The sequence below is a fragment of the Erythrobacter sp. S259 genome, from assembly GCF_057364965.1.
In genome coordinates this window covers 1,173,266-1,189,459 of sequence record NZ_CP200286.1, presented here as the reverse complement: position 1 = coordinate 1,189,459, position 16,194 = coordinate 1,173,266, and the positions used below count along the sequence as shown (strand labels likewise).

The following is a 16,194-nucleotide window of genomic DNA, read 5'->3' as shown; positions in this document are numbered from 1 at the left end:
GAGATCACCATGACACGAGGCCTGATCCTAGCAATCGCGTCACTTTTAATCGCTCCGTTGGCCGCCTTTGCGGCCTCTGCGCAAAGTCCGGTGGGTGAGCAATCCGTGCAAGCTGAACAAACCGACATAGAAATGCGCGCCGATCAGGTTGTGGATATCATTAACGGTGCGATTGAACCTGATGAGGTCTTCACGGACGGCTTTTTGAGAGCTGTCCCTGCCCACCAATTCAAGGCCATCGTTAGTCAGCTCACCGCGCAATTTGGGGCAGCCATTTCGGTAGAGACGCTGGACCCTGCCACCGGAAGCAGAGCTGCACTCGCGATCCGGATGGAGCGAGCAATTGCGAGCGGCAGTATCGCCATCGACCCCGCCGATGAAAGCCGCATCAGCGAGCTTTTGTTTCAATCCTTCGAGCCCACGAATGATGACCTCGCGAAGATCGAGACTGATCTTAATGGTCTGGATGGAGATGTGAGTTGGTGGCTGGGGCCGCTGGATGGATCGCTTCCTGCTGTCACGTCATCCCAAGACACAAGGCCAATGCCTATTGGCTCGGCGTTTAAGCTCTACGTGCTGGCGACTCTGGCAAGAGAGGTGGCTGAGGGGAAGCGCAATTGGTCTGATCAGGTTGTGCTGCCTGAAAACCGCAGTTTTCCGAGCGGAATGATCCAGAACTGGCCTAAGAACGCGCCTATCACCCTGCACTCCCTTGCAAGCCTTATGATCTCGATCAGCGACAACACCGCAACGGACGTGTTGATTGATACGCTTGGCCGCGCAGAAATCTTGGCGGTTATGGCACAAAGCGGCCACTCTAATCCCGCAATGAACGATCCATTCCTGAAGACGCGGGAGTTGTTTTTGCTCAAAGCCGGGCCACCCGCACGGCTTCAAACTTATCAGCGCAGCAATGCTGAGGTAAAAGCACAGATCCTTGAGGGGATCGAGGACATCGCCGTAAACGAAAGCCAGGTGCAGAACGCCTTTGCAGGACCTCCGGTGGCACTGGATGTAGAGTGGTTTGCAAACACACAAGACATCGCCAATCTCTTTCGCTTCATGCGTGCCACCTCGGACGAGGAGGCTTTCAAGATTATGGCAATCAATCCATCCATGCCCAAAAGCATACGCAGCAATTGGGAATACGCCGGGTACAAGGGCGGCTCAGAGCCCGGTGTTCTCAATCTCAGTTGGTTGCTGCGGGATAATGATGGCAATGATCACGCATTGGTTCTGAGCTGGCGCAATGACACCTTGCGGTTTGATCCGACACCGCTCGAATTGATTGCGCAGCGGCTTCTTTTAATAGAGCGATAACGGGCGCAGCAAACGGCGAGACCGCATCCGTTCCCAAACCCCTCTTGCACAGTGAAGCAGGGCACCTTATCGACGCGCCAAAGAACTTTTGCGTTTTGAAGGAAAACTTATGAGCGACACCACAGGCCAGCGCTTTGAAGGCACCAGCAATTACATTGCCACAGACGATCTAAAGGTCGCAGTTGATGCCGCTGTAACGCTTCGCCGGCCATTGTTGGTCAAAGGTGAACCCGGCACTGGTAAGACTGTGCTCGCACATGAGATTTCCAAAGCGCTCAACGCCCCCCTGATTGAGTGGAATATCAAATCCACCACCAAAGCGCAGCAGGGCCTGTATGAATATGACGCCGTGGCGCGCCTTCGTGACGGCCAGCTTGGCGATGAGCGGGTTCACGACATCAAAAATTACATTAAGAAGGGCAAGCTTTGGGAAGCCTTCACCAGTGAGCAATTGCCCGTTCTTTTGATCGACGAAATCGACAAGGCCGATATCGAGTTTCCTAACGATCTCTTGCAAGAACTCGACCGAATGAGCTTTGATGTTTACGAAACTCAGGAGCGGATCGAGGCCAAAGAGCGCCCGATCGTGGTGATCACATCAAACAACGAAAAAGAACTGCCTGATGCGTTTCTTCGGCGTTGCTTCTTCCACTACATCAAGTTTCCCGACCGTGATACGATGTCATCAATCATAGACGTCCACTTCCCCGGCATTCAAAAGACATTGGTGAAGAAGGCCATGGATATCTTTTATGAACTGCGCGAGGTGCCGGGTCTTAAAAAGAAGCCTTCGACAAGCGAACTTCTCGATTGGCTCAAGCTTCTTTTGAACGAGGATATGCCTTTGGACGTTCTGCAAGACGCCAATCCGAACAGCGCGATCCCGCCGCTCCACGGCGCTCTTTTGAAAAACGAACAGGATGTGATGCTGTTTGAACGGCTCGCATTTATGGCCCGCCGCAACCCTGGCTAGGGCCTGGCTAGGGGTCCGAGCGTTCTTTCATCAATCCACGCTGTAGCCGACCAGATAATCTCCCCAACGCTTGCCGTTAATAAACAGCGGCACGAAGATGGCGCGCGACAGAATGAAGTTCACACCATCGCCCTCTTGGCGAGAAATGGATATTAGGTAAGGGGCGTTGTTGCGCTTGGCCTTCTTGGTGGCTGGATCATCAAGGATCCGTCCATTGCGGCACAGCATCGTGTCATGGGTGATATCCCCGGTCGGCTGTGCAGAATATTTGGATGTATGTGTGGGAAGGAAACCATTCACGTCAGAGCACACTGAGGCGATAAGCTCCGCATTTGTCGCAACGTGTTTGTCGAATAACGGACGCCAATTGCGGTCTGCCCAATCGCTGAACCTGTTGCGATAACGTTTGGGGTTACTGCCTTCGATCAGTTTGTAATCGCTGTCAAAAACCTCTTCACTCGTAAGTTCGCCGGAGGTGATTGCATCCACAACCATGCTAGCGAGCTTCTTGGCTTCGTCCTGAACTTCTTGCACCCATTGGCTGTCCTGCGGGCTAAGACCTGCATCCACCATGGAAGAGAACATATCGTTGGCTGTATCCTCCAGCTCTCCCATGCGCTCATGCACGTCTTTCAAACGGGTTTCACTCTCCTCACCGGCTTTGTCAAAGCTCTCAAGGCCGCGTTGAACCCCATCGACATGGCCGCTGATCGTGCCTGTTGCTCGGGCAATTACATCGTTCTGCTTGTCAACCTCCTCAACCAGAGTTCCTACGCGGGCGATCGTGTTTTCAATCTGAGCCACCGAAGCCTTGGCCGTATCACTGGCATGTGACCCTTCTTCGATTCGTTCGATCACTTCATTGGCTTCCTCGCCAAGAGTGTCGATGGTGGTCGCAATTTCATCGGTTGCTCGCCGGGTGTCGTTGGCAAGGCTTTTTACCTCGTTGGCGACCACCGCAAATGTCCGGCCAGCCTCGCCTGCTCGCATCGCTTCAATGGTCGCGTTGAGGGCCAGAATATTGGTGGTCTCAGCGATTTCTTCAATGTCTTTGGCGCTGCGCCGCACTTGCTCCATCGCCGATGAAAAACCGGTGACATGCTGGCCGAGAGTGTCCACTAATTCCAGCATCGAGGCGATTTGACCAAGCGAGGATTGAATTAGATCGGTCCCCTCATTCAAACTCTCAATTGCGCGCTCGGACAAAAGCCGTGCTTCATCGCTTGCTTCAGATACTCTGCGCTGATCATCTTCAAGCGCCGTCACCGTTCTACGAAGTGCCTTATGCTCTCGTCGCAATGTTTCAGATGAACTGATGACAGCGTCAACGATCCCTGCAACGTCGGTGCAGCCAACGGTCACTTTGCCGCATTTTTCCGGGATAGAATGGATTGCTGATGCTGTATCAGTGTCAATCGCGATTGGCTTCATAATGCTTCGTGTCCCCAATGGTCGGTCTGCTTTGACAAAATATGGTTATCGAAGGCTTAATATCCGCCGGCGCGATAGGGCTGGTAACGGCGCGAAATCGCCATTAGGACAGCGCCCATGTTTTTCAACTTCATGGATGAGCTGCGCGAGGCTGGTATCGGCGCAAGTTTCAAAGAGCATCTGACGCTGCTTGAGGCGTTGGATAAGGACGTGATCGAGCAGACGCCCGAGGCGTTTTACTACCTCAGCCGCGCGACTTTCGTGAAAGACGAAGGGATGCTCGACCGGTTCGATCAGGTGTTCCACAAGGTCTTCAAAGGCATCATGTCCGATTACGGGCAAACCGAAGTCGATGTGCCCGAAGATTGGCTGAAAGCCGTCGCTGAGAAATTCCTCACTGAGGAGGAAATGGCCGAGATCGAGAAGATCGGCGATTGGGATGAGCTAATGGAAAAGCTCAAAGAACGCCTCGCAGAGCAGGAAAAGCGCCATGAGGGCGGGAACAAGTGGATTGGCACAGGGGGCACTTCCCCTTTTGGCAATTCAGGCTACAACCCCGAAGGCGTACGCATCGGCGGTGAGGGCAAGCACAAGAAAGCCGTAAAGGTCTGGGAAAAACGCGAGTTTAAAAACCTCGACAACACAAAGGAGCTGGGCACCCGCAACATCAAGATGGCTCTGCGCCGTCTGCGCCGCTTTGCCCGCGAAGGCGCGCAGGATCAGCTTGATCTGGATGCGACGATTGATGGCACAGCCAAACAAGGCTTTCTCGATATCCACATGCGTGCCGAACGCCGCAATGCGGTGAAACTGCTCCTGTTCCTCGATGTGGGCGGGTCGATGGATCCTTTCATCAAGCTGTGCGAAGAACTCTTCAGTGCGGCCACTACCGAGTTCAAAAACCTCGAATTTTTCTACTTCCACAATTGCCTTTATGAAGGCGTGTGGAAGGACAACAAACGCCGCTGGCAGGAGCGGCAAAAGACCTGGGACATCCTCCATAAATACGGCCACGATTACAAAGTCATCTTCGTGGGCGATGCGGCGATGAGCCCTTATGAGATCACCCATGCAGGCGGCTCGGTCGAGCATATGAACGAAGAAGCCGGCGCCATGTGGATGAAGCGTGTGACCGACACCTACCCCGCAACCGTGTGGCTAAACCCCGTGCCCGAAAAGCAATGGGGCTATTCGCAGTCGACCAAGATGCTCAAAGAGCTGGTGAACGACCGGATGTATGGGCTGACGCTAGAGGGGCTGGATGATGCGATGCGGGAGCTGAGCCGCAAACAGGGGCATTAGAGAGATAGGTTGCTCTTTCCGATGTTGCATTGCTCACAGAGAATCTGAAGGTTTTCGAGGACTGTTTCGCCTCCTTTGCTCCATGGTTGAATGTGGTCCACGTGAAGTACAGCGCCATTTTGAACTGTTGCACCACACATTCGACACGTCGTACCATCGCGCATGAGTACCTGCGCTCTCAGTCTCCAATTTATGGTTCTCGGTGTTCGCCTTTTTGGCAGTTTTTCCCTGACGAGTGGCTCATCTGAAACCGGATCATTCTCGTTTGCCCAAGCTACGAATGCCTCAAGCGCTGAACGCCAAGACCCGAAGCGATTGGCATAGGTCCCAGCAGAGAATTTGGACCGATCAGACGAGAGGTCATTGTAACGTGGTTGTTTGCCTGATTTCACCCAAAGGTCCACTAGGTTCTCAAATAGCTCTTCGTCAGAAATGTGAAGATTACGGGATTTTTCCAAGCCCGCAGCCTCCAAGGCTTTTAACCAAGAACCGAACCGTCTGGACAGCGTAGTGCTATGAAAAGTCGCGTGTTCATTAAACTGTTCGATCGTGACAGTTTTTTGATCTAGCAACTTCGCCACACGGCGCACTTCATCAAGGAGTTCTTCGTCAGATGAATTCCGATTGAAGGACTCAAGTTGAAATTTCATTTTGAAATCCTTCGCTCGGAATGGCGATATGTCAAACATAACCCACTTCATTTTGCCTTTTTTTCGTCATCCCGGACTTGATCGGGGGTCCAGCTTTCTTTCGGCGTCGCAAGAAGAAGCTGGACCCCGGCTCGGGGGCCGGGACGACGGAGGTTTGGTTGTGCTGGATTAGTAAAGCAGATGCCCCTTCACCGCCTGCACCCAAGCCGCTTCATCGGTTGACGCCAGCGCATCCAAATCATCAGGCATTGCCGCCTGATCATCCACCCATTCCCGCAAACCCGGCCCGCCGTTAATTACATCAATCGCCAGCACATCATTCGTGTACTCGTACTTAAAGTCAGTCCCGCGCCACAGCTCATAGTCGGGATAAAGTCGCCGGATCGCTTTGAACGCCAAAGCCTGCATCCGCCATGGCTTGAACGCATCGTGGTCGTATCCCGGCCCCTCGGCGTGGAGCATGACCCCGTTGCACAAGCTTCCAGCATGCTTGTGGAACGTTGGCTCGAACCAGCAGTCGCGAAGGCGCACACCCTCGCACCAATCAGGCGCTAGGCTCAGCATCTCTTTCATCACAGCTTTTGCATCAATGTCAGGCGCACCGAACAGCACCTCCAAGGGCCGCGTTGTCCCCCTGCCCTCGCTTACCGTCGCGCCTTCGATCATCACCGTTCCGGCGTAGCATCGCGCCATGTTCACACTCGCCGCATTGGGCGATGGGTTCACCCAGATGCGGTCTTCGGGCCAGCCATAGCCGCTTGCGACCGCGCTGCCGCCGGCGGTCGGCTCCCAGCCCTCCATCGCGACCACTTTGTAAGCCACATCAAGGCCGAAATGATCGAAAAACCAGTGCCCCATCTCGCCCATGGTGAGCCCGTGGCGCATCGGCATAGGGGCAGCGCCAACAAAGCTCTCATGCCCCGGCACCAGCAGTGTTCCCTCAACCGGACGTCCCGCAGGATTGGGGCGGTCCAGCACCCAAACCTCTTTGCCCAGCTTCTGCGCCTCTTCCAGAAGGTAGAGGAGCGTCGTCACAAATGTGTAGATTCGGCAGCCCAAATCCTGAAGGTCATAGAGGAATAAGTCGGCTGTGCTCATCATCTGAACCGTGGGCCGCCGGACTTCGCCGTAGAGCGAGAACACCGGGATGCCGTATTCCGCATCCACCTCATCAGCTGTCTCAACCATATTGTCCTGCTTATCGCCTTTAAGCCCGTGCTGCGGGCCAAAGGCGGCGGTCACGTTTACACCGGCTGCGATCAAAGCATCCAAGCTATGCGTCAGATCCTCAGTCAGACTGGCCGGATGAGCGACCAGAGCGACACGCTTGTCCTTCAGCTGGTGCAAAAGTTCAGGGCTGGCGAGAAGGCGGTCGATGCCGAATTTTACTTGTGAAGTCATGCATGCCGGATTGGCGTAGCCTCGCGTCAAACGCAATCCCGCATGCGTAGCTAGTGGTTTCTTACTCACTACAGATCGTGTTAGAGGGCCCTCATGGAAATCGACTGGACGCTAGCGAGCATCGCTGCCGGGTGGGCCATTATCTTAGGCGGCGCAGGCGGTGCGCTTACTGAAATTGGCGACTGGTACAAGAACCTCAACAAACCCAGTTGGCAGCCGCCTGATTGGCTGTTTGGCCCAGCATGGACAGTTATCCTCGGGCTTGCTGGCTGGAGCTTTTACCTCGCTTTAGCCGAAGCCGACACCGCCAGTGATACGGTTCTTATCGGCGGGTTGTTTGCAGCCAATTTTATATTGCACTTTGCGTGGTCGCCCTTGTTCTTCAAAGTGAAGCGCCCTGATTGGGCGCTCATCGAAAACATCTTTCTATGGCTCTCCGTGCTGGCGCTTGTTCTGATCCTTCCGCGTTATTCCGAGCTCGCTGGACAGCTGAATTGGGTGTATCTCGCGTGGGTCACATTCGCGCTCGCTCTCAATTGGAAAGTTGTGCAATTGAACCGGCCGTTCGGCACGCGATCGGCTTAGGGCAAAAAACCCCGCGCTATTCTCCGCCCAGCAGCCACTGGCGGCATGCCTCGGAGTGAAATTCCGCCTTACCCGGCGCAAAGGCAAGCGCCCAAAATTGCAGCGCACCATCCTTGTGCTCAACAATCGCATTGAGGGCCACCTGGGCAGGAGTGGGAAGGTCACTGGCGATGCTGGCGCAAAGCACGAGCTGGCCGGCGCCATCACTTGATCCTTGCGCCACGCTGAGCGAAATTGCGTCCACCGGAGCATCGCGCATTCCTTCGCGAAAGCTATCAAAGTCGTACGCGGCCCAGCGGCCAGACGGCGACAGGTTAAACTCACGGTAATACGTCCCGCCAACTGGCTGCCAGAAAATCTCAAAACACGTTGTCTTCCATAAGTTGTCGGTTCGAACGCTTGGCGCAGCCGGAGGAAGCGTGATCTGGTCCACACCGCCCTCAAGTTTGAAACGCACCTCGCAGCCCACATCATTCGCCTCAATCTCAGCGGTGACAGAGCGGATGGGACCAAGGTCGCAGGAATTGTGGAGCATCAAAGGTTTCATGCCCGCCTCTATCGCCAAGCGAGACAAGCTGCGCAAGTGGCTTAGCCCCCCCCCGATAGACTTTCGCCCAATAGACTTTCAACAGGCCGCCCACACTGATAAGCGCTCCCAATGACCAACGGCACTATGACTTACGAATCCGACCTATTGCGCCTGCTCGAGGAACGCGGCCACCTGCATCAAATCACTGATCCGGGCGCATTGGACGCGCGCGCTAAGAAGCAGGTCATGACAGGCTATGTCGGCTTTGATCCCACGGCCTCTTCGCTGCACATCGGGAACCTAGCCTCGATCATGCTGCTGCGCCGACTGCAACAGGCTGGCCACCGTCCCATTGTCATCATGGGCGGCGGCACGGCCAAAGTGGGCGATCCTTCGGGTAAAGATGAAACCCGCCAGCTGATGACCGACGAGCGTCTTGCCGCTAACATCGCTGGTATAAAAGGCAGTTTTGAGAGGATCCTAGAGTTTGGTAATGGCGCGGCCGATGCGCTGCTGATCAACAATGACGATTGGCTCAGCAAACTCGGCTATGTCGAGATGCTCCGTGATGTGGGCCCGCATTTCACGATTAATAGGATGCTGACCTTCGATTCGGTGAAAACACGCCTTGAGCGTGAGCAGCCGTTGAGCTTTCTTGAGTTCAATTACATGATCATGCAGGCGTATGACTTTCTAGTGTTGGCACGCGATTATGATTGCACGCTTCAACTGGGCGGCTCTGATCAATGGGGCAACATCGTCAACGGGATCGAATTGAACCGCCGGATTGATGCGCGCGAGGTTTACGGAGTGACCGCGCCCCTTATCACCCGCGCGGATGGGGCCAAGATGGGCAAGTCTGTCGATGGTGCAATTTGGCTCAATGAGGACGCGCTGCCTGGGTATGACTTCTGGCAATATTGGCGCAACACTGATGACCGTGATGTTGGCAAGTTCCTGCGCCTGTTCACCGATCTTCCTTTGGACGAGATCGCAAAGCTCGAATCGTTAGAAGGTGCTGAGATCAACTCGGCCAAGATCATTCTCGCCAATGAAACGACCGCCTTAGTGCGCGGTTTCAAAGCGGCGAAAGCGGCCGAGGCGACCGCGAAAGAGACATTTGCCAGCGGCGGGGCAGGCGAAAATTTGCCTAGTTTTGCAGCGGGACAAGGAGGCGCACGGCTCTTGGAAGTGCTCACCGGCATCGGCTTTACCGGGTCGAACGGCGAGGCCAAGCGTAAGATTGCAGAAGGCGCGGTGAAGATTGATGGAGATGTCATTTTGGATGCGGGCTTTGTTGTTCACCCACACACAGAGCAGCCGCTAAAGCTAAGCCTTGGTAAGAAGAAGCACGGCCTGATTGTTGTTTGAATAAAGGCGCACTGACCGCCTGGATTCATGGTCTTTTGCTTAGGCCGCGTGGACAAATTCAACCCGGTCACGGTTTGAGCCGAAATTTGTACTCACAAGGAACGATTGCGAAGGAAGTGCACCGCACTTTCGAGCATGAGTGACGCGGTGAGGGCGAATTTTGGCCGAACCCCTTCGGGACAAGTCAAGAAACCGCCAGTTCAGCGTCCTTCGTCTTGAATATGCAAGGGCATGTCCATCGTCCTCACTCCTCGAACTGGCGGTTTCTTGACTTGCCGTGACCGGGTTGAATTTGTCCACGCGGCCTAGGTGAATGGGTTAACCTCGCAACTGTCTCAGGCGCTTTACGAAATATCAGCCTTTTTTCTCCAGTTTACTCAATACCCCAGAGAGGTGGGGGTTGATGTAATGGAGGGCTGAGCCTGTGGCTGCCGGAGCAAACTTAAGCGTAACAGACATGCGGCGCGCCGCGCGGCACCCGGTCGATTTCCCGGTAATCGTCGAACATCATTCGAAGGGTGACCTCAATCTGCACGTCTGCAACATCTCGGCCCATGGGTTTATGGTCGATGATACAGAAGGTCTTGGGCGCGGTGAGCGGATCATCATACGCTTGCCAGTAGTGGGCCGGATCGAAGCCTACGTCATCTGGACCCGCGAGAAACGCGCAGGCTTCCAGTTTGAGCGCATTATCCGTCTTGATGATTTTGTGGCGATGATTGACACGCTCCAGCCCAATCCTCGACTTCGCCGGAATCGTTAAGTAAAAACCAGCACACTCTGGCTCTGCTCGGCTGACGAAACGCTGCGCTTGGCTTTGTCGAGCTTGCCTGTCATGGCGAGTGCGTGACTTCAAATGCGCCCACACATCCTCTTCAGGTCCATAATTACCGCGCCTATCTAACATCGCGCTTTGCGATGACGCTTGGCCAATATGCGATGATTTTGATCATCGGGTGGCAGACCTACAATCTTGCGCGCGATGCCGGGATGAGCATTGCTGCCGCCTCTGGGCAATTGGCACTCATTGGCCTTTTGCAGTTTTTGCCGCTGTTTGTGCTGACCCCATTTACAGGGCTTGCCGCAGACCGGTTTGACCGGCGGATGCTCGGCCTCCTTACAGTCCTTTTACAAATGGTTTGCGCAGGCGTGCTTGGGTGGTTCACCTATGCCGGCACGCTCTCATTACCGGTCCTCTTCGCTGTCGCAGTGTTATTAGGGATAGCGCGCGGGTTTGCGGGGCCCGCTTACTCCGCCCTTGCCCCAAATCTTGTTCCCAAAGCACTTTTGCCGACGGCAATCGCGGTCTCCACCGTCGCTTGGCAATTGGGCACGATCTTGGGAGCGGCCATGGGGGGATACCTCTATTCGCTCGCACCTGCCCTTCCCTACGCCGTGGGTTTCGGCCTTTATATCGTAGGTTTCATCGCGCTGAGCAGTGTTGGGAAAGTCCCTCAACCTGCGATGAAGAAAGACCAGCGCCCAATCGGCGCTATCGTTGATGGGATGCGGTATGTGGGCCGCAACAAGATGGTCTTGGGCGCGATCACACTCGATCTGTTCGCAGTGTTTCTGGCGGGAGCAAACGCGCTTTTGCCGGTTTTTGCGCGGGACATTTTGCAAGTGGGCGCAGATGGCTTGGCGCAGCTTGCCATGGCGCCGGGCATCGGAGCCGCTCTCACCGCTGCTTATTTCTCTTTCCGCCCGCTCAAGACGCAAGTGGGCCCCAAAATGCTCTGGGCTGTGTTGGTGTTTGGGATTGCGACGATTGCCTTTGCCTTCTCGCGCAATATGGCGCTCAGCCTCGCGATGCTCTTTATCATCGGTTCGGCCGATATGTTCAGCGTCTATGTGCGCCAATCGCTGATCCAATTGCACACGCCAGACGATAAGCGCGGCCGGGTGTCAGCGGTGTCACAAATGACCATCAGCGCATCAAACGAGGGCGGCGATGCCTTTTCCGGCGCGCTCGCCTTTGCGATCGGTCCTGTTTGGGCACTGGTGGCAGGCGGTGTCGGCGCGATTGTAACAGTTGCCTGGTGGAGCCATATGTTCCCAGTCCTCAGAACAACAAAGACCTTCGATCCGCCAGATGACATGATAGAAGATAAGGCAACAAAAGAATCGTCAGGAGCCTAAACCCATGAAAGCTGCAAACATTCTCCAAACCATCGGGGCAACGCCGCATATCCGTTTGTCCAAGTTGTTCCCCGATCACGAAGTCTGGCTCAAGTCAGAACGCGCCAACCCCGGCGGCTCGATCAAGGACCGGATTGCGCTGGCTATGGTCGAAGACGCTGAGGAGAAAGGCCTTCTCAAACCCGGCGGCACCATTGTTGAGCCCACGTCCGGCAACACCGGTATTGGCCTTGCCATGGTGGCAGCGGTCAAGGGCTACACATTGGTGCTGGTCATGCCTGAAAGCATGTCAATCGAACGCCGCCGCTTGATGCTCGCGTATGGTGCAACCTTCGACCTCACGCCCAAGGAAAAGGGTATGAAAGGCGCGATTGCGCGTGCGAGCGAGATCGTTGAAAGCACAGACGGCGCTTGGATGCCGAGCCAGTTCGATAACGGCGCAAACCCTGCGGTTCACGCGCGCACTACGGCTCAAGAGATTCTTTCGGACTTTATCGACACGCCGATTGATGTGATGATCACCGGCGTTGGCACGGGCGGTCACCTGACGGGCTGCGCGGAAGAGCTCAAAAGGCACTGGAAGGATTTCAAAGCCTACGGTGTTGAGCCCACAGCCTCCCCCGTCATCAATGGCGGCGAGCCGGGCCCTCACCCGATCCAGGGAATTGGCGCAGGCTTTATTCCCGGTAACCTTCATACTGACGCGATCGACGGCGCGATCACGGTTGATCCAGACGACGCAAAAGAAATGGCCCGCAGAGCAGCCCGCGAAGAAGGCATGCTGATCGGCATATCCTCTGGCGCAACACTGGCCGCGATTGCACAGAAGCTGCCCGAACTGAAAGCTGGAACCCGCGTGATGGGCTTCAACTATGACACAGGCGAGCGCTACCTCTCCGTGCCGGACTTCCTTCCTGCCGAATAAAGGCGACCAGTGAATACATTTGAGACAATCGAATACGCAGACGGCAAAACCGCGCTCAAAGGACTTTTTGCAAAGCCCGATGGCGCGGTGCGCGGGGCGATCACTGTCTACCCAACGTTCATGAACACGACACCCGGCGTCGAAGAAAAGGCGGTGCGGCTTGTGGACGAAGGTTACGCCGTGTTCATCGCTGACTTTTACGGACCTGCGGCACCCTCAACATTCGATGAGGCATTTGCAGCGATGGGCACGCTCAGCAGCGACCCTGCCGCAATGCGCACCCGCTTTCGCAGTTCGCTGGAGACGATGCGCGCTCTGACCGAAGGCATGCCTCAATTAGCGATTGGATATTGCCTTGGCGGCAAAGCGGTCCTCGAAATGGCACGCGAGGGGCAGGACGTGTTGGCGGTTGCGAGCTTCCACGGCCTGCTCGATACGGCCCTTCCCGCGAGCGGAACCATACCCGCTCGTATCCTTGTATGCCATGGCGATGCCGACCCCATGGTCCCGCGCTCGCAGGTCCTCGGGTTTTGGGAGGAAATGGACGCCGCCGGCGCAAACTGGCACTTCCACTCTTATTCAGGCGTCGATCACGGCTTCACCATGCCTTTGCGCTTTGACGGGGAGGCAAATCCCGCCCACGACCCGAGTGCTGAGGCACAAAGCTGGAACGCGATGTTGGCGCTTTTTGATGAGTGTCTTGGCTAAGGCGAGGCGCGCGATTCTATGTCGACCATTGAAACCCACAGGTCCGACAGACCGAGCGACAAAGAATACGCCGAACTTTTGGAGGTCTTGCGGACCTTTACAAGGGCAAGTGTCCCAACATTGGATAACCATGATTTCGCTCTTCTCCTTAGGGACGAAGAGGGCACTTTGGTCGGAGGTCTGATCGCGCAATCACGTTGGGGCGGATTTCATGTCGATATTCTCACGCTCAGCGATGGGCTACGCGGCCAAGGTTGGGGCGCGGCTTTGCTCGAAAAAGCCGAGGCAGAAGCAAGGGCACGTGGGTGCCACCACATGCGGTTGGACACCTACGCCTTCCAAGCGCGCGCCTTTTATGAGGCGCATGGCTTTGAAGTGTTCGGCCAGATCGACGGGCCAGAACCCTACTACCCGCACTACTTCATGATGAAACGGCTTGGCGCAGCTTAGGTCGCTACTCAGCTATCTTTACTGTCTCGCCAATCCGAGCCGCCTCAATCTCTTCCTCCGAGAACGGCAGACGGTGCCATTCTTTGCGCGAATAGAGCCGGGTCTGGTCAGCGTAATAGGGCGATGCGGGGTTGGTGCTTTGCGAATAGCTTAGGATCGCGTCGGCCACCGGGCCATCCCCGTCAAACCCGACAATCTGGATGTAGCTTGACCCGTGCACTGGCGTCAGGCCGCCTTCCACCTCGCGCGATTCCTGCATGTTGAGGATGCCCGCAAGGCCCGTTGCGCCGTGGATGGATATCTTATCATCACCGTCCACGCGTGTTTGGACCATGCCCCATGGAGCGTCGAGCGGAATGCCTTTTGCGGTGATTTCCTCGGCCGCCTCACCCAGCGCCTCCATCATAGAAGCGCTTGCTTTGAACCCAGATGGGGTCGCGATGGGGGCTTCCTTATCGAAAGGCACCTCCCACAAATCGTTTCGCCCGCGAACCTTGTTCCAGAACGCAAGGAACAGGTGCGCGCCCTTGCTGTCATTATCGACGCGGCGGTCCCATTGGGACAAAACCTCGCATGGCTGCGCCAGCGAATTGCTTCCCTCACACGCCGCGAGCAGTGCTTCGATTGTCATCTCAGCGGCGAGAACCTTATTGCCATAGACCAGCTCTTTCGCCCTTGCGTGATCCATCGGCGCCTCGGCGAGCATCGCCTCGGTCTCGGTGTAGTTTGAGCGCGTGCGCAAGCTCAGCTCAGTTTTATACCCGCCAAGGATCGGCGACAATTCGCGATAAGGCTCGCCAGCGTGGCTCAGCCAATAACTGTCGTTTGAGTTGGTCACATAGTCTGTACGCGCCCGCGAGGCCTGATCCGATGCAGGAAGAAGGCCCGGCACTGGCGCTGCTGTTGGCTGTGTCATCCAATCACACTCAGACCGGCTTCCATCGAGCAGCGTCACCTGTCCCGACACCATCTGCGAGAACGGCGTCCCGCAGCTTTGCGCAAACTCAGCGCTCACATTGGGCACAGCGGTGATATCAGAATGCAGCGCGTCCCCGTGACGGTCAGCGGCAATCGTGTTCACCCACGGAATGCCAAGTGTGCCGCTGATCGCGGCCTCAATCTCTGCGACATTGCTCGCCTGCCCAATGCCAAGCCATGCGTCCATCCCGCGCTGATTGCCAGTGTTGGCATCGCGCAAGGTGAAGGCCATTTGACCAGTCCATTGGGCCCCTGCGCTCGGCAAGGTCACGACGGGTCCGAACTGCGTTGAATAGAGCACTGCCTCATGCGGCTCTGCACCGCCAGGCATCGGCACGCTGACGATTGTTTCTGCCATCGGGATGGTTTCGCCATCGACAACATAGCTGGTGACATCGCCGGGTGCCAATTGCAGCATATAGACGGTAAAATGCCGCGCCTTGGTCACCGTGTGGGTCCAGGCAACATCCTTGTTAAAGCCGAGCGTTGGCAGCGGTGTTCCTGCAATGCCCACTCCCATCACGTCATAGCCATCAGGCCCGCGAACATGCATTTGCCAGAACCGCGCCGGTCCCTCCCACGGAAAGTGCGGATTGCCTATAAGTAGCCCCTTCCCGTCAGCCGTTGCATCCGAACCAAAAGCCCAGCCATTGCTGCCATAATTCGGCTCTGGCGGTCCGGGGAATGTGAGCGTCTCGAGATTGGCTGCCGCTTGGCCACCACTTGGCGGTTCAGCATTGGCAATCGCGCCTGCGAATTGCAGCGAGCTTGCCAGCAGCATCGTTTTCTCGTTGACGCGCAGCATGTCGTCTGTGGTGATCGGGCGCACCCATTCCGCATCGCGGCATTCCTCAGGCAAGGTGGCCACGGGATTGTCGAACAGATAGCGATTATACCCCGCCACATAGCCCGCGATCAGCGCCTGATTGACCGAGCTGGAAGCGGCAAGGCCATCGCGAAGGGCGGGCAGGTTGATTTGGCTGCGGAAGAATATATCGGAGGTGAGGTTGTCCGCGCCCCTGAGGCCAAGCTCATTGCGCCCTTCTGGCCCGTAATAGAGCGAGCGTTCGCCGCGCACGCTGACGAATTCCTCGGCCAACATGCAGATATTGTCCTCAGCATAAGCATAGGCGACGCCGTAGCCGACGCCCTCCCAAGTTTGCGCTTCGATATGAGCGATATTATGGGTCGTGCGGGTAATCTCGGCCTTGAATGGCCCTTCGTCTGATGGACTGTGATCGTCAGCGATTGCAGCTGCGGTCAATGCGGTCGATGCCAGAAGCGCTCCTAAACTATAAGCCAGTACGCGCATTGTCTCTCTCCCTCATTTTTCTCGACCCAGAAGCTATTGAGAGTGGGCCCGCGTGGCAAGCGTGTCTGTGATCTGCATCAACCTTTTCGGCAAAGTAAAACCCCCGCCAGCGCGCAGCCA

Annotated in this window: 15 protein-coding genes; 10 read left to right on the top strand and 5 right to left on the bottom strand. The window is 56.0% G+C overall.

All coding sequences use genetic code 11. From position 1 onward, the window contains the following. The first annotated feature begins 9 nt into the window (after window positions 1-9). Together AC0V60_RS05625 and AC0V60_RS05620 are read left to right on the top strand one after the other, a co-directional pair. Complete coding sequence (locus AC0V60_RS05625) at window positions 10-1,320, top strand: serine hydrolase (RefSeq protein WP_486177526.1); 1,311 nt, start codon at window positions 10-12, stop codon at window positions 1,318-1,320. 109 nt (window positions 1,321-1,429) lie between these two features. After that, window positions 1,430-2,293: an AAA family ATPase gene (locus AC0V60_RS05620; RefSeq protein WP_486177525.1), complete on the top strand. Its 864-nt coding sequence runs from the start codon at window positions 1,430-1,432 to the stop codon at window positions 2,291-2,293. A gap of 30 nt (window positions 2,294-2,323) precedes the next feature. On the opposite strand, the gene AC0V60_RS05615 is transcribed toward AC0V60_RS05620, so the two are convergent. After that, window positions 2,324-3,724 carry a methyl-accepting chemotaxis protein gene (locus AC0V60_RS05615; protein WP_486177524.1) on the bottom strand — a complete coding sequence of 467 codons (1,401 nt, stop codon included), beginning with the start codon at window positions 3,722-3,724 and terminating at the stop codon, window positions 2,324-2,326. Between the two features lie 117 nt (window positions 3,725-3,841). Between AC0V60_RS05615 and AC0V60_RS05610 the strand changes: the two genes are divergently transcribed. Further along, window positions 3,842-5,026 (top strand): vWA domain-containing protein, encoded by a 1,185-nt coding sequence (locus AC0V60_RS05610; protein ID WP_486177523.1) that lies wholly within the window; start codon window positions 3,842-3,844, stop codon window positions 5,024-5,026. On the opposite strand, the gene AC0V60_RS05605 is transcribed toward AC0V60_RS05610, so the two are convergent. Next, window positions 5,023-5,676: a homing endonuclease associated repeat-containing protein gene (locus tag AC0V60_RS05605; RefSeq protein WP_486177522.1), complete on the bottom strand. Its 654-nt coding sequence runs from the start codon at window positions 5,674-5,676 to the stop codon at window positions 5,023-5,025. The two genes, AC0V60_RS05610 and AC0V60_RS05605, sit on opposite strands and share 4 nt — an antisense overlap. Before the next feature lie 168 nt (window positions 5,677-5,844). Continuing rightward, entirely contained in the window at window positions 5,845-7,077 is a 1,233-nt protein-coding gene (locus AC0V60_RS05600; protein WP_486177521.1) for an exo-beta-N-acetylmuramidase NamZ family protein, read from the bottom strand. Between the two features lie 93 nt (window positions 7,078-7,170). Between AC0V60_RS05600 and AC0V60_RS05595 the strand changes: the two genes are divergently transcribed. Continuing rightward, a complete protein-coding gene (locus tag AC0V60_RS05595) occupies window positions 7,171-7,662 on the top strand; it encodes a TspO/MBR family protein (RefSeq protein WP_486177520.1) in 492 nt (163 codons plus the stop codon). A 16-nt stretch (window positions 7,663-7,678) separates the two neighbouring features. Here AC0V60_RS05595 and AC0V60_RS05590 read toward each other — a convergent pair whose 3' ends face one another. After that, window positions 7,679-8,209: a DOMON domain-containing protein gene (locus tag AC0V60_RS05590; protein ID WP_486177519.1), complete on the bottom strand. Its 531-nt coding sequence runs from the start codon at window positions 8,207-8,209 to the stop codon at window positions 7,679-7,681. A gap of 126 nt (window positions 8,210-8,335) precedes the next feature. Between AC0V60_RS05590 and tyrS the strand changes: the two genes are divergently transcribed. The 6 genes from tyrS (at window position 8,336) to AC0V60_RS05560 (ending at window position 13,784) form a co-directional block, all read left to right on the top strand. Continuing rightward, window positions 8,336-9,562, top strand: a complete 1,227-nt coding sequence (gene tyrS / locus AC0V60_RS05585; RefSeq protein WP_486179448.1) for a tyrosine--tRNA ligase — start codon at window positions 8,336-8,338, stop codon at window positions 9,560-9,562. Window positions 9,563-9,986: 424 nt separating this feature from the next. Then, window positions 9,987-10,325, top strand: a complete 339-nt coding sequence (locus tag AC0V60_RS05580; RefSeq protein ID WP_486177518.1) for a PilZ domain-containing protein — start codon at window positions 9,987-9,989, stop codon at window positions 10,323-10,325. A gap of 83 nt (window positions 10,326-10,408) precedes the next feature. Beyond that, a complete protein-coding gene (locus AC0V60_RS05575; RefSeq protein ID WP_486177517.1) occupies window positions 10,409-11,701 on the top strand; it encodes an MFS transporter in 1,293 nt (430 codons plus the stop codon). 4 nt (window positions 11,702-11,705) lie between these two features. Next, entirely contained in the window at window positions 11,706-12,626 is a 921-nt protein-coding gene (cysK, locus tag AC0V60_RS05570; RefSeq protein ID WP_486177516.1) for a cysteine synthase A, read from the top strand. Window positions 12,627-12,635: 9 nt separating this feature from the next. Continuing rightward, window positions 12,636-13,334 (top strand): dienelactone hydrolase family protein, encoded by a 699-nt coding sequence (locus tag AC0V60_RS05565; RefSeq protein ID WP_486177515.1) that lies wholly within the window; start codon window positions 12,636-12,638, stop codon window positions 13,332-13,334. An 18-nt stretch (window positions 13,335-13,352) separates the two neighbouring features. Next, on the top strand, window positions 13,353-13,784 hold the full coding sequence (locus AC0V60_RS05560; protein WP_486177514.1) for a GNAT family N-acetyltransferase: 432 nt from the start codon (window positions 13,353-13,355) through the stop codon (window positions 13,782-13,784). Between the two features lie 4 nt (window positions 13,785-13,788). Here the strand turns inward: AC0V60_RS05560 and AC0V60_RS05555 are convergent, their stop codons facing one another. Beyond that, on the bottom strand, window positions 13,789-16,074 hold the full coding sequence (locus AC0V60_RS05555) for a penicillin acylase family protein (protein ID WP_486177513.1): 2,286 nt from the start codon (window positions 16,072-16,074) through the stop codon (window positions 13,789-13,791). Window positions 16,075-16,194: the final 120 nt, after the last annotated feature.